The organism is Hwangdonia lutea (assembly GCF_032814565.1).
In the GTDB taxonomy this organism is placed as follows: Bacteria; Bacteroidota; Bacteroidia; order Flavobacteriales; family Flavobacteriaceae; genus Hwangdonia; species Hwangdonia lutea.
The window spans coordinates 1060223-1073190 of record NZ_CP136521.1 but is presented as its reverse complement, the minus strand read 5'-3'; the positions used below and the strand labels follow the sequence as shown (position 1 = coordinate 1073190).

Sequence of the window (12968 nt, the reverse complement as noted above, 5' to 3'; positions counted from 1 at the left end):
TGTATTAATAGAAAACAAAAGGAAATCTTATGATGATAACTTGGAAAGACGTTATTAACTTTTCCGTAAACGGAAATCCAACTCCGGATAAACGTGTAGAAAAAACAGAGGCCGAATGGCAGGCGCAATTAACCCCAGAACAATTTAGAATTACAAGGCAAAAAGGCACCGAACGCCCTCATAGTGGTGCACTTTGTACTACGCACGATGCCGGTAAGTATAATTGTGTGTGCTGCAATACGCCTTTGTTCGATTCTACAATTAAGTTTAGCTCGGGCACAGGTTGGCCCAGTTTTACACAGCCCATTAAAGAAAACGCAATAAAATACGAAAAAGACACCGCTTTTGGCATGGTGCGGGTAGAGGTAATGTGTAATACTTGCGATGCCCATTTAGGGCACGTTTTCCCTGATGGACCAGAACCTAGCGGATTGCGCTACTGTATCAATTCAGAATCCATGCAATTAGAAAAAGAATAGAAAACTAAGGTTGTTATAATGTATTTATCGGTTAAGAAAGATAGATTTCAATTCATTAAAAATAAAAAGTAGGAACAACTATAAATGAATAATAAAAACATACAATTAGCCACGGTTGGCGGCGGTTGCTTTTGGTGTACCGAAGCCGTTTTTCAAGAAATAAAAGGTGTAGAAAAAGTGGTGTCGGGTTACTCCGGTGGCAATGTTCCGGGGCATCCCACGTATCGCGAGATTTGTTCGGGATTAACAGGGCATGCCGAAGTGGTACAAATTACCTTTGATGCCAATGTAATTTCTTATAAAGATATTTTGGTGGTTTTTATGACCACGCACGACCCCACGACATTAAACAGGCAGGGCGCCGATAGAGGCACGCAGTATCGCTCCGTGATTTTTTATCATGATGATGTTCAAAAAGAAATGGCTGAAACGGTTGTTAAAGAAGTTGCGGTGTATTACGAAAACCCCATTGTTACTGAGGTTTCGCCTTTAGATGTATTTTACGAAGCCGAGGCGGCACACCAAGATTATTACAAAAATAATCAAACTCAAGGCTATTGCAGTTTTGTAATTACACCCAAATTGGCAAAGCTTAGAAAACTTCATGCGGATAAACTGAAATAATAAAAACAACTTAGAAAGGAGCATAAAATGTCAAGTAAACCAGAGCAAGAAAAAGTGTTTAAAGCGCCGGAATTTCATGTTAAAAACTGGATTGATGCCAACGGAAACAAAACTGAAGCAATAAAACTATCAGATTTTAAAGGAAAGTTTAAAATCGTATATTGTTTTCAGCATTGGTGCCCCGGTTGCCATAGCAAAGGATTGCCGGATTTAAAAAAAATGGTTGAAGCTTTACATGAAAATAAAAATATTATCTTTTTGGCCATTCAAACCGTTTTTGAAGGTCACGACGCCAATACGTATCAAAAAATGGTTGAAACCCAAAAGCAATACAGCCTTAAAATTCCGTTTGGACATGATGCCGGAGACGATGGTAAATCGTATTCAAATATGATGAAAAACTATAAAACAGGAGGCACGCCTTGGTTTATTTTTATTGATAAACACGATAATGTGGTGTATTCGGAATTTCATTTAAACCCAGATGCAGCCATTCAATTTTTAAAGGAATTAAAATAATATGGCTTTAGAAATTAAACTTTATGGAGCCGAAAGGTGCCACAAAACACAGCATTATAAATCTTATTTTGAAACACGTCAATTAGATTATAAATTTCTGGATGTTGAAGAAAATACTGACCATGCAGAAGCTTTGCGAAGCCTTTATAAAAACCGAAAACTAAATTTCCCGACAATAACCCTTGATGAGAAAAAATTGAGAAACCCAAGGGACTCCGATATAGATAAATGGATAGAAAAACTAAAATAGGATTTGGTGGTGGTTGCCATTGGTGTACTGAAGCTGTGTTTCAATCTTTAAAAGGTGTTGAAAAAGTGGAACAGGGCTATATCGCATCACATGATGAAAATGATACGTTTTCAGAAGCGGTTTTTGTACATTTCAATTCGAATGAAATCCCGTTAAAAGTTTTGATTGAAATTCATTTACATACGCATATGAGCACATCAAATCACAGTATGCGTTACAAGTATAGGTCGGCAGTTTATACCTTTGCTGAATCGCAAGAAAAAGAATCAAATGATATTATTGAAAGTTTTCAGAAGGATTTTAACGGAAAATTGATAACAAAGGTTTTGCCATTTGCAAGGTTTAAAGCATCGCGAGAAGCCATTCAAAAGTACTATTTCAAAAACCCAAACAAACCTTTTTGCGAGACCTTTATCAATCCTAAGCTCAAGTTGCTATTAAAGCAATTTTCAGCATATACCAATCCAGATAAACTAAATCATTTAATTAAAAATGAAGAATACAAAGCTCAATATTCAGAATAAAAAAGGGTATAAATTACAAGCGTATTTGGAATTACCGGCAAACCAAAAACCAAGCTATTATGCCATTTTTGCACACTGTTTTACCTGTTATAGCAATTTTAATGCTGTAAAAAACATAAGTAGAGCGCTAACAAACCATGGTTTTGGCGTGGTGCGTTTTGATTTTACGGGCTTAGGAAGAAGCGAAGGCGAGTTTGCCGAAAGTCATTTTTCTGCAAATGTCGATGATTTAATAGCCGTTAGCGATTATATCGAAGAAAACTATAAAGCACCAAGTTTGTTGTTGGGCCATTCGCTTGGTGGCGCTGCTGCAATTGTAGCGGCTTCAAAGCTTAAAAACATAAAAGCCGTAGCAACTATTGGTGCACCGGCCACGGTTGGTCATGTTACGCATTTGTTTTCGCATGGCATTGATGAAGTTAAGGAAAAGGGCGAAGTAAAGGTGGATATTGGCGGCCGACCATTTAAAATAAATCAGAAGTTTGTTGAAGATTTTAGCAAAACAGATTTACCGGAAATTACCAAAAAATTAAGAAAACCATTGCTGATTATGCATGCGCCTTTTGATGGTGTTGTTGGTATTGAAAATGCAGAAAAAATATACCACAACGCACACCATCCAAAGAGTTTTGTGAGTTTAGATCAGGCCGATCATTTATTGTCTAAAAGTAGAGATAGCGACTATGTTGGTAAGCTTATAGGCTCTTGGGTACAACGTTATTTCGAGCCAAAGGACAATGCTATGTTAGATACGTTTGGAGAGCAAATAGTGGCGCATTTAAACTTGAAGGAAGATAAATTTACTACCAATATACAAACCCAAAAACACAGTTTTATAGCCGATGAACCTTTAAGTTTTGGAGGCGACGATTTTGGGCCATCACCGTATGACTATCTCAGTGCAGGTTTAGCTGCTTGTACCGTAATGACGCTTAAACTTTATGCCGAACGCAAAAAATGGGATTTACAGGAAGTATATGCTTACATAACCTATTCTAAAAAACATAGCGATGATTTGATGTTGGATATTGAAAAACCAACAAGAATTGACTTTATGGATAAAAAGTTAAAGTTTGTTGGCAACTTAAATACTGAGCAAAAACAACGTCTTAAACAAATAGCCTCAAAATGTCCGGTGCATAAAACCTTAGCCAACAAAGTATTGTTTGATACGGTTATTATTGAAGAAAATTAAGAATTACTATCTTTAAAAATGAATAAAAACAAATTAATGAAGTTTCCATATAAAGCAATCACCAACTTATTACTAGTCTTATTATTTAGCGCATGTGCAACCCATAAAGCACAATATGCTAATAATGAGTTGAATCAAAATCAATTCCCCAACAAAGAAATAGATAGAACCTTTTACTTAATTGGCGATGCCGGTTGGTCGCCTTATGGAGCGCTTTCAAAAGGCTTAAAGGCTTATAAAAGTCACATCGAGAACAAAGACACAAAAGGGGATTACACGCTTTTTCTTGGTGATAATATTTATCCGTCAGGTTTGCCTTCAAAAAACCATAAGGGTCGAAAAAAGGCTGAAAACGGATTAAACGCACAACTAGAAGCTGTTGCTGACTTTAAGGGCGAAGTGGTCTTTATTCCCGGAAATCACGATTGGTATTCCAACGGATTAAAAGGATTAAAGCGCCAAGAAAAATATATTGAAGATGCCTTAGGAAAAGATACTTTTTTACCAGAAAATGGTTGTCCGCTTGAAAGTATTGATGTTGGTGAAACCATCCAGTTAATCATTATTGATACGCAGTGGTATTTAGAAAATTGGAACCATAACCCAACTATAAACGATGAATGCGAAATTAAAACCAGACAACGTTTGTTTGAAGAAGTAGAGGGCGAACTTAAAAAAGCGCAAAACAAAACGGTGGTATTTGCCATGCATCATCCCATGTACACCAACGGTATCCACGGTGGCTTCTACGCAGCGTCAAAGCACATATATCCCACTCAAAAAAAGATTCCGCTTCCCATTATTTCATCTTTATTAGCACAGGTAAGAACGCAAGGTGGCGTGTCTATCCAAGACCGCTATAACGAGCGCTATCATAAACTCATGAGCAGATTGGAAACCATGACTTTAGATGCAGACAACGTAATTTTTGTGTCGGGCCATGAGCACACCATGCAATACATAGAAAACGAGGCTATAAAGCAGATTGTTTCCGGTTCTGGCTCCAAAAAATCGGCGGCGGCATTGGGTAAAAACGGTTTGTTTTCTTATGGGAAACAAGGTTTTGCAGAATTTGTGGTTTTTAAAGATGGAAGCGGTTGGGTTAGAATTTATGGCGAAGTAAACGGGCAGGCAAAATTGCTGTTTCAAAAGGAAGCGATTCAGGCGAAGCAAGGTTTTGATGTGTCCAGTTTACCAGAAACCTTTCCGCAAGAAGTTGAGGTGTCTATTTATTCCAAAGAAGAAACCGATAAAACAGGTTTTTTCGAATCGGTGTGGGGCGACCATTACAGAGATATTTACAGCACAAAAATTAAAGCTAAAGTGGCGACTTTAGATACGCTTTATGGTGGTTTGGAAGTGGTTAGAAAAGGCGGTGGCCACCAAACACGTTCCCTGCGTTTAAAAACAAAAGATGGCAGAGAGCTTAACATGAGAGCGCTCCGTAAAAGTGCTACACAATATTTGCAAACCGTACTGTTTAAGGATACTTACATTCAAGATGAGTTTGAAAAAACCGAAGTTGAAGAGCTTATTTTAGACTTTTACACGGCGGCACATCCGTATGCCTTCGCTGTGGTACCAGATTTGTCTAATGCAGCTAAGATTTATCATCCCAATCCAAAATTATACTTTATTCCAAAACACAAAGCTTTAGGCGATTACAATGATGAATATGGAGGCGAATTGTATATGATTGAAGAACGTCCTGAAGATAATTATTCGGGCGAAAGAAACTTTGGTTACGCCGATGATATTGAAAGTACCCACGATATTATAGAAAAAGTGCGTAAAGACGAAAAATATAAAATAGACGAAAATGCCTTTGTAAGAGCGCGCCTTTTTGATATGTTAATTGGTGATTGGGACAGACACCAAGACCAATGGCGTTGGGCACAATTTGATATGGAAAATGGCGACAAATATTATAGGCCAATTCCAAGAGATAGAGACCAAGTGTTTTCGAATTTTGATGGCGCTTTGCTCGATGTAATGAAAATAATTTCAGGTTCAACCAAACAGCTTCAAGTGTACGATGAAACCTTAGAGGACATTGGTTGGATGAATGCAGCGGGCATTAAATTAGACCGTGTGCTTATACAACAAGCTGATAGAGAAAAATGGCTGGAGCAGGCAAAATTTTTGCAAGAACAAATTACCGACGAACTTATTGATGTTGCTTTTTCAAAAGTGCCCGAAGCCGTTCAAGACGAAACACTCGAAGATATTAAACAAAAACTGAAAGGCAGGCGAGGCAACTTACAAGATATCGCCAACCGATATTATGATCATTTAAACGAGTTGGTAATTTTAACAGGAACTGATAAAGACGATTATATTGAGGTAACGCGAACAGGGTATAACAAAACGCATGTAAAAATATCGCGAATTAAAGGTGGTGAAAAAGCAGATGTATTAGTCGATAAAACATTTGATAGAGCCATTACTAAAGAAATTTGGATTTACGGATTGGATGATAAAGATGTTTTTGAAGTTACTGGAAAAGCCAATAACTTAATATACACAAGGCTAATTGGTGGGCAGGAAAACGACACGTACATTATAAAAAACGGACGGCGCATTAAAGTTTACGACCACAAATCAAAACCCAATACGGTAAAAGAACAGAAAGGTGGTGAAATTAAATTTACAGATGTGTATAATTTAAACCTTTTTGATTTTAATAAAAACATAACCAAGTCCAGTGTCATAACACCGGCTATTGGTTTTAATCCGGACGATGGTTTTCAGTTGGGTGTATCTTATGCCAAAACCATAAAAGGTTTTCAGCGAAATCCGTTTTCGCAACAGCATCGATTTAAAGGCGGCTATTTTTTTGCAACCAATGGATTTGCCCTTCAATACGACGGTGAGTTTGCCAATATTTTTCAGGATTGGAACTTGCATGTGGCCGGAAAATTTACAACAGAAAATTTTACGAATAACTTTTTTGGCTACGGAAACGAAACCACCAACAATAATAATGATGATTTAGATTACAACCGAGTTAAAACCAGTATTATTGGTACTAAAATAGGTATTGTTAAAAAAGGTAGTTTTGGTAGTGATTATGGCTTTAGAGCCCTTTTTGAAGCTATTAAAATTGATGAAACTCCAAATCGTTTCATCTCTAATTTTGCTCCCATCATAAACACCGATTTTTATAAAAGACGCTTTTTTGGAGGTTTAGAAGCAGAGTACAAATACAAGAGTTTTGATAATGCCATAAACCCAACACGGGGCATGACTTTTCTTTTAAATATAGGAGGAAAAACAGAATTTAAAGATACCAAAAACACCTATGGTTATATAAACTCAAATCTTGGGTTTTATAACTCGCTTTCAAAAAACAGAAAATTAGTGCTTAAAACCGATGTGAGAACACAAATTAGAGTAGGTGACGACTTGGTGTTTTATCAGGCTTCAAATATTGGCGGTAACAATGGCTTAAGAGGTTTTAGAACCGAACGTTTTACCGGAAAAAACTCGTTGGTTGGTAATGCCGATTTAAGGTATAGTTTTCCTTCGTTTAAAACTAGTGTTTTGCCCTTGCAAATAGGCGTGTTTGGTGGCGCTGATGTGGGTCGTGTTTGGTTGAAAAATGAGGACTCAGACAAATGGCATAACGATTATGGCGGCGGATTTTGGGTAACCGCAGCAGAAAGCTTATCCGGAACTTTTAACTTTTTTAATAGCACAGAAGGATTTAGGTTTTCGTTTGGGTTTGGTTTAAATTTTTAAACATGAAAAACTATTTATACAATGTTATAAACTACCTTGTAAAACTTGAAAGTAAGATTGCATTTTACCCGACATTAATGAGTCTTGGAGGCTTATTTTTTGCATTTATAATGTACTATTTGGAAAGCCTCGGAATCTCATCCTACTTGATTGAACACGCGCCACTATTGGTGGTTAACGATACTGAAACGGCTAGAAGCCTCTTAACCACGTTTGTTGCGGGACTCATATCTATAATGGTATTTAGTTTTTCCTTGGTAATGATTTTACTAAACCAAGCCTCAAGTAATTTTTCTCCGAGAGTGCTCCCTGGATTAATTTCCAATCGAAGGCATCAAGTTATTTTAGGAATTTATATTTCATCTATATTATATAGCATTTTTACACTTGTCGCAATTGAGCCTAACGGGAATGAATATCAGCTCCCGGGGTTTTCGGTTTTGCTGGCTATTGTTTTTATGACGGTTTGTTTAGGCGCGTTCATCTATTTTATTCATTCCATTTCGCAAGCTATTCAGGTTAACAATATTTTAGATAAAATTTTTTCAACGGCAATTACCCGATTGGAGACGCTCATTGATGCCGAAAAAGAGTCTAAAACAGATTTTCCGGATACTTCAAACTGGCAGGTTTTGAAATCGCATAAATCGGGATATTTTCAAGATTTGAGCTCAAATAACTTAATCAATATTGCCAAAGAAAACCAATGTAAAATAGAAGTTATTCCAGTTAAAGGTACCTATGTTTTAAAAGGCGCTCCAATAGTAAAATACAGTATAGATTTAGATGAAGATTTTGTGAAGCAAATTGCAGCTTCGTTTCTTTATTCTAAAAGTGAACTTATTGAAGATAATTACGTGCTTGCTTTTAAACAAATTACCGAAATAGCCTTAAAAGCCATGTCGCCAGGAATTAACGATCCGGGGACGGCCATTAATGCTATTGATTATTTAACGGATTTGTTTTTGTTAAGAATGCATAAAAACGATAGGAGTTGCTATTTTTATGAAAATATGCCTATTGTTAAAATTGGAACAGTAACTTTTAGCGAGTTGTTATATAGCGTTATGGCAGCTTTACGCACGTACTGCAAGCATGATTTTGTGATTGTTACAAAGCTTTTTGGTATGCTGAAGCACTTGTTGGAAAACCAAACAAAATACAGTGAGCAATATAAAAAACCTATTCTACAGGAGGTTGAAAATCTTTATCAAGACACCATAAAAACCCATTCAAATAGCACGGATTTAAAACGCATTGAGTTTTTGTATAATGAGTTGATTTGACTATAGTTCGAAAACATAAATGTTGCCTCCCTCAATCCCGGTTCGTTCGTCGTTTATTAAAACCGATTTAGAATCGACAAAGCAAACGCCTTCTTTTTGAGAATCGTGTTTAAATTCCAAAGCTTCTAATTTGCCATCAAAAAAATTATCCGAAGTAAAATTGGTTAACTTCCAAAGTTTATCATGGTTTAATAAAACAACTGTTTTACCATCAGCACTTATATCGGCTCCGGTAATTTTAGTTTGTTTTCCTTTAAGTTTAAATTCGGTAATTAAAGTCGCCACGTGCGTACCCATTTGGTTAGGAACTTTTATTAAAATGCCTTTGCCACCAGTTTTACTAAACATGTAAAAATAGTTGTTGTGCAGAAAAAAAGCTTCAAAATCTTCAGAGTCCACCTTCTTGGGTAAAGTAAAATTAATAATGCCTGCCGAGGTTTCTTCTTTTAATTTTTTTGGATTGGAAATTTTGTAAATAGTAAACGTGTCTCTTTTTTTACTGTTGTTTCCAAAATCACCAATATAAATATTGCCTTGTTTATCTGAGGTTAAATCTTCCCAATCTTCATTTTTCGCGTTTGTTATGGTAATGCTTCTATCAATATTAGCTTCGTTGTTCAATCGGTATAAAACATTTGGGTTTCCGGCGTCTTCAATGGTCCATAAAACATTTTCATTTTTTACTAATTCAAGTGCCGAGGCTTCTTGCAATTGGGCATCCATATTGGCAACCACTTCTAGGTTTCCCGTGCTACACGAGTAAAACAAAAAGCCTAAAATTATAGTTTTAATATAAAAAGATGTTGTCGTCATTTAGTTCGTTTTTATTCTTTTAAAGGGTTTAATTCAAAGTAACTATAGTTTACTTGTCCAATATGCTCGTAATTATCATGGCCTGATTTTAAGGAGGTCCAAAAAGTCTCTTTTTTTAAATCATGGTTTTTATATTGGTTTAGCACTCCTTCAGAAATCATTAAATATTCGTCACTTTCTATACTGTTTTTAAGTAATCTGTGGGCTATAATTATATCCTCGCCAATGAGTTTAATGTTGTTTCCAACTTGGGTTTTGCCAATGTCTACGCCAAAATGCAGTACAATTTTTAAACCTAATATTTTTGGAATGATATGGCTTTTGAGTTTATGGCTGTTCTCGGCTATGAGTACATCCATTTGATTGTAAAAATCGGTGTAAAAAAGTTTACACTGTTCAATAAGCGTTTTAAAAGGAGGCAAATCGCCTGTTCTATAAAACAATACGGCGTCCCCTTCAATTTCAGATATTTTAAAACCAATCTCGTTGGAATAGATGATTTTATTAAGCAACGAAGGAATTATTTTACTGCTCATCTCAAAATCAACCTCACTCATAAACTGCGTAAAACCACTAATATCGGGAATACAAATAAGTGTGGGTTCTTTTTCCATAGCATCAAAGTTAGCTAAATAATTAAAAAATAATAATTAGAGTAGATAATAATATTAATTTCGCGTTTAAATATGAAACAATTTAACGTTATAATTATTGGCGGTGGCGCTGCGGGTTTTTTTGCCGGTATAAATATTGCCGAACAGAATCCAAATTTAAAAGTTGCTATTTTAGAGCGCGGAAAAGAGGGGTTGCAAAAGGTTAAAATTTCTGGTGGTGGACGTTGTAATGTAACGCATGCTGAATTTATTCCAAATGAATTGGTGCAATATTACCCGAGGGGCGAAAAGGAATTGCTCGGGCCTTTTCATAAATTTATGACAGGCGATACCATGGCATGGTTTGAAAAACGAGGCGTAAATTTGAAAATTGAAGAGGACGGAAGAATATTTCCGGTTACCGATTCGTCGCAAACCATTATTGATTGTTTTTTAAACGAAGTCAAAAAAAATAAGGTTGAGGTGTTGTATAATCATGCCGTAAAGTCAATTAAAAAAACAGAAAACGTTTGGCAATTAGACACGAATCAAGGTTCGTTTTTTGCTGAAAAATTATTGATAGCCACAGGGAGCAATCCTAAAATCTGGAAATTATTGGAAGGTTTGAATCATACTATTTCCCAACCCGTCCCTTCGTTATTTACATTTAACATTAAAGATAGTCGCATCAAGGATATCCCCGGTGTGGTAGCCCAAAATGTAGCAATAAAAGTGCTAGGATCTCGTTTAGAATCCGAAGGGCCACTGCTTATTACCCATGTTGGCATGAGTGCGCCTGCTATTCTAAAACTGTCGGCTTATGGCGCTATAGAATTGGCAAAACGCGGCTATAAATTCTCGATAGAAATTAATTTTATCAAACAATCTTTTGATGATTGTTTGAATAATTTAAAAGCCCTAAAACAAGCATTAAACAAAAAAACCGTATTTAAATTTTCGCAATTCGATTTGCCAAAACGCTTATGGCGACAATTGGTTTTGGCAGCAGATATTTTAGAAACAACAACTTGGGCTGATTTGAATAAAACTCAAATGGAAGCTTTGGTTTTGCAGTTAACCAAAGCCATTTTTAAAGTAGACGGAAAAAGTACTTTTAAAGAAGAGTTTGTAACCGCAGGAGGTATAGATTTGAAAGAAATCAACTTTAAAACCTTTGAAAGTAAGTTGCATAAAAATCTTTATTTTGCAGGCGAGGTTTTAAATATTGATGCCGTAACGGGCGGCTTTAATTTTCAAAATGCGTGGACGGGAGCATTTATTGCGGCAAAATCTATTTCTAAATAAATGAGCACTTATATTGCATTATTAAAAGGCATTAACGTTGGCGGGCATAAAAAAGTGCCCATGGCAGAACTGCGTGAATTGCTTACCAAATCTGGTTTTGAAAATGTACAGACCTACATTCAAAGTGGAAACGTAATATTTCGATCTTCAGAAAAAAATATTCTAAACCTAGAAAGGCAGATTCAAAAAGCGATAGACAGCCACTTCGGGTTCAACGTGTCCGTTTTAGTAAAAACCAGGGCCGATTTAAAACGTATTTTTGATGCTTGCCCGTTTCAAAAAGAAAAAAAGCAAGCAAGCTATTTTGCCATTTTACATAATTCGCCGCCAAAAGATTTGGTAAAATTAGCTTCAGAAAAAGTATATGAAGGCGAAGAATATTTTATTTTAAATGACTGCATTTATTTTTACTGCGCGACAGGTTACGGTAGGGCAAAATTCAACATCAATTATTTCGAGCGAAAACTAAAAACGGTAGCAACAGCAAGAAATTATAATACAATGGTAAAGTTATTATCTTTGTCAGCAGAAAAATAATAAATGACAGAAAAACATTTTATTCCAAAAGCTTATAAAAATTCAGCAGAAAAAGGGAGCTATACGTGGTCGTCGCCAAGTAATATCGCCTTGGTAAAATATTGGGGAAAAAAAGAAAACCAAATTCCAGCAAATCCATCCATAAGTTTTACGTTAAACCATTGTAAAACGACCACTAAACTCAGCTTTTCTAAAAAAGAAAACGATGATGAGTTTTCTTTTGATGTGTTTTTAGATGATGAGAAGAAAGATGATTTTAAACCGAAAATCGAAACGTTTTTTAATCGAATAGAAAAATATTTACCCTTTTTAAAAGATTATCACTTTAAAATAGAAACCGCAAATACATTTCCACACAGCTCAGGAATTGCATCATCGGCTTCGGGCATGAGCGCTTTGGCGCTTTGCTTAATGAGTATTGAACAAGCCTTAGTTCCGGAAATCACGAATGAACATTTTATCCAAAAGGCATCATTTTTGGCTCGATTGGGTTCAGGTAGTGCCTGCCGAAGTCTGGAAGGTGATTTGGTGGTATGGGGAAAACATGATCAAATAGAAGGAAGTTCCGATTTGTTTGGTGTAAAATATCCTTTTGAAGTGCATCAAAATTTTAAAAATTACAAGGATACTATTTTGCTTGTCGATAAAGGCGAAAAGCAAGTAAGCAGTACGGTTGGGCATAATTTAATGCACGACCATCCGTTCGCAAAAAAACGCTTTAAACAGGCGCACGAAAACCTTTCAACTTTAATAAACGTATTTAAAACAGGAGATATAAAAACGTTTATTGAAATTGTTGAAAGCGAAGCCTTAACGCTACACGCAATGATGATGACTAGCATGCCGTATTTTATATTAATGAAACCAAACACTTTGGAAATCATCAATAAAATTTGGGGTTTTAGGCAAAAAACAGATTCAAATATTTGTTTCACTTTAGATGCAGGAGCCAATGTGCATGTTTTATACCCTGAGAATGAAGCCGAAAATGTGTTAGAATTCATTAAAAATGAGTTGGTTGTGTTTTGTCAAAAAGGTGAGTATATTAACGATAAAATTGGATTTGGAGCTGAAATTAATTTATAATTAACAGTTAGTAATG

The 12968-nt window shown here is 35.9% G+C and carries 13 protein-coding genes; 11 read left to right on the top strand and 2 right to left on the bottom strand.

The window, feature by feature from the left end; translation table 11 throughout:
- The first annotated feature begins 32 nt into the window (after positions 1–32).
- From msrB to RNZ46_RS04555, 8 genes are all read left to right on the top strand, one after another.
- Positions 33–479, top strand: coding sequence for a peptide-methionine (R)-S-oxide reductase MsrB (gene msrB, locus RNZ46_RS04590; protein ID WP_316984966.1), 447 nt, complete (start codon positions 33–35; stop codon positions 477–479).
- An 84-nt stretch (positions 480–563) separates the two neighbouring features.
- Entirely contained in the window at positions 564–1103 is a 540-nt protein-coding gene (msrA, locus tag RNZ46_RS04585) for a peptide-methionine (S)-S-oxide reductase MsrA (protein ID WP_316984200.1), read from the top strand.
- A 27-nt stretch (positions 1104–1130) separates the two neighbouring features.
- Positions 1131–1622, top strand: coding sequence for a peroxiredoxin family protein (locus RNZ46_RS04580; protein WP_316984199.1), 492 nt, complete (start codon positions 1131–1133; stop codon positions 1620–1622).
- A gap of 1 nt (position 1623) precedes the next feature.
- Positions 1624–1872 (top strand): glutaredoxin family protein, encoded by a 249-nt coding sequence (locus tag RNZ46_RS04575; RefSeq protein ID WP_316984198.1) that lies wholly within the window; start codon positions 1624–1626, stop codon positions 1870–1872.
- Positions 1851–2396, top strand: a complete 546-nt coding sequence (locus RNZ46_RS04570; RefSeq protein WP_316984197.1) for a peptide-methionine (S)-S-oxide reductase — start codon at positions 1851–1853, stop codon at positions 2394–2396. The genes RNZ46_RS04575 and RNZ46_RS04570 overlap by 22 nt, the downstream gene beginning before the upstream one ends.
- Positions 2365–3591 (top strand): bifunctional alpha/beta hydrolase/OsmC family protein, encoded by a 1227-nt coding sequence (locus RNZ46_RS04565; RefSeq protein ID WP_316984196.1) that lies wholly within the window; start codon positions 2365–2367, stop codon positions 3589–3591. The genes RNZ46_RS04570 and RNZ46_RS04565 overlap by 32 nt, the downstream gene beginning before the upstream one ends.
- Positions 3592–3609: 18 nt before the next feature.
- Positions 3610–7332: a metallophosphoesterase gene (locus tag RNZ46_RS04560; RefSeq protein WP_316984195.1), complete on the top strand. Its 3723-nt coding sequence runs from the start codon at positions 3610–3612 to the stop codon at positions 7330–7332.
- Positions 7333–7334: 2 nt separating this feature from the next.
- Complete coding sequence (locus tag RNZ46_RS04555) at positions 7335–8618, top strand: DUF2254 domain-containing protein (RefSeq protein WP_316984194.1); 1284 nt, start codon at positions 7335–7337, stop codon at positions 8616–8618.
- On the opposite strand, the gene RNZ46_RS04550 is transcribed toward RNZ46_RS04555, so the two are convergent.
- The gene (locus tag RNZ46_RS04550; RefSeq protein WP_316984193.1) at positions 8619–9431 is read right to left on the bottom strand and encodes a hypothetical protein; all 813 of its coding nucleotides are present in this window, start codon (positions 9429–9431) and stop codon (positions 8619–8621) included.
- Positions 9432–9442: 11 nt separating this feature from the next.
- Entirely contained in the window at positions 9443–10045 is a 603-nt protein-coding gene (locus tag RNZ46_RS04545; protein ID WP_316984192.1) for a DUF2652 domain-containing protein, read from the bottom strand.
- A 72-nt stretch (positions 10046–10117) separates the two neighbouring features.
- Here RNZ46_RS04545 and RNZ46_RS04540 point away from each other — a divergent pair, with 72 nt between their 5' ends.
- The 3 genes from RNZ46_RS04540 to mvaD are packed head-to-tail and all read left to right on the top strand — an operon-like array spanning position 10118 to position 12952.
- Positions 10118–11329 carry a BaiN/RdsA family NAD(P)/FAD-dependent oxidoreductase gene (locus tag RNZ46_RS04540; protein ID WP_316984191.1) on the top strand — a complete coding sequence of 404 codons (1212 nt, stop codon included), beginning with the start codon at positions 10118–10120 and terminating at the stop codon, positions 11327–11329.
- Positions 11330–11866, top strand: coding sequence for a DUF1697 domain-containing protein (locus RNZ46_RS04535; protein ID WP_316984190.1), 537 nt, complete (start codon positions 11330–11332; stop codon positions 11864–11866). It begins immediately after the preceding gene.
- 3 nt (positions 11867–11869) lie between these two features.
- Positions 11870–12952: a diphosphomevalonate decarboxylase gene (mvaD, locus tag RNZ46_RS04530; protein ID WP_316984189.1), complete on the top strand. Its 1083-nt coding sequence runs from the start codon at positions 11870–11872 to the stop codon at positions 12950–12952.
- The last annotated feature ends 16 nt before the right edge of the window (positions 12953–12968 follow it).

Bases quoted from the DNA above. Each gene is read 5' to 3' on its own strand.
- RNZ46_RS04565 (WP_316984196.1), top strand. From the start codon at position 2,365: ATGAAGAATACAAAGCTCAATATTCAGAATAAAAAAGGGTATAAATTA.
- RNZ46_RS04575 (WP_316984198.1), top strand. From the start codon at position 1,624: ATGGCTTTAGAAATTAAACTTTATGGAGCCGAAAGGTGCCACAAAACA.
- RNZ46_RS04540 (WP_316984191.1), top strand. From the start codon at position 10,118: ATGAAACAATTTAACGTTATAATTATTGGCGGTGGCGCTGCGGGTTTT.
- RNZ46_RS04570 (WP_316984197.1), top strand. From the start codon at position 1,851: ATGGATAGAAAAACTAAAATAGGATTTGGTGGTGGTTGCCATTGGTGT.
- msrB (WP_316984966.1), top strand. From the start codon at position 33: ATGATAACTTGGAAAGACGTTATTAACTTTTCCGTAAACGGAAATCCA.
- msrA (WP_316984200.1), top strand. From the start codon at position 564: ATGAATAATAAAAACATACAATTAGCCACGGTTGGCGGCGGTTGCTTT.
- RNZ46_RS04550 (WP_316984193.1), bottom strand. From the start codon at position 9,431: ATGACGACAACATCTTTTTATATTAAAACTATAATTTTAGGCTTTTTG.
- RNZ46_RS04580 (WP_316984199.1), top strand. From the start codon at position 1,131: ATGTCAAGTAAACCAGAGCAAGAAAAAGTGTTTAAAGCGCCGGAATTT.
- RNZ46_RS04535 (WP_316984190.1), top strand. From the start codon at position 11,330: ATGAGCACTTATATTGCATTATTAAAAGGCATTAACGTTGGCGGGCAT.
- RNZ46_RS04555 (WP_316984194.1), top strand. From the start codon at position 7,335: ATGAAAAACTATTTATACAATGTTATAAACTACCTTGTAAAACTTGAA.
- RNZ46_RS04545 (WP_316984192.1), bottom strand. From the start codon at position 10,045: ATGGAAAAAGAACCCACACTTATTTGTATTCCCGATATTAGTGGTTTT.
- mvaD (WP_316984189.1), top strand. From the start codon at position 11,870: ATGACAGAAAAACATTTTATTCCAAAAGCTTATAAAAATTCAGCAGAA.
- RNZ46_RS04560 (WP_316984195.1), top strand. From the start codon at position 3,610: ATGAATAAAAACAAATTAATGAAGTTTCCATATAAAGCAATCACCAAC.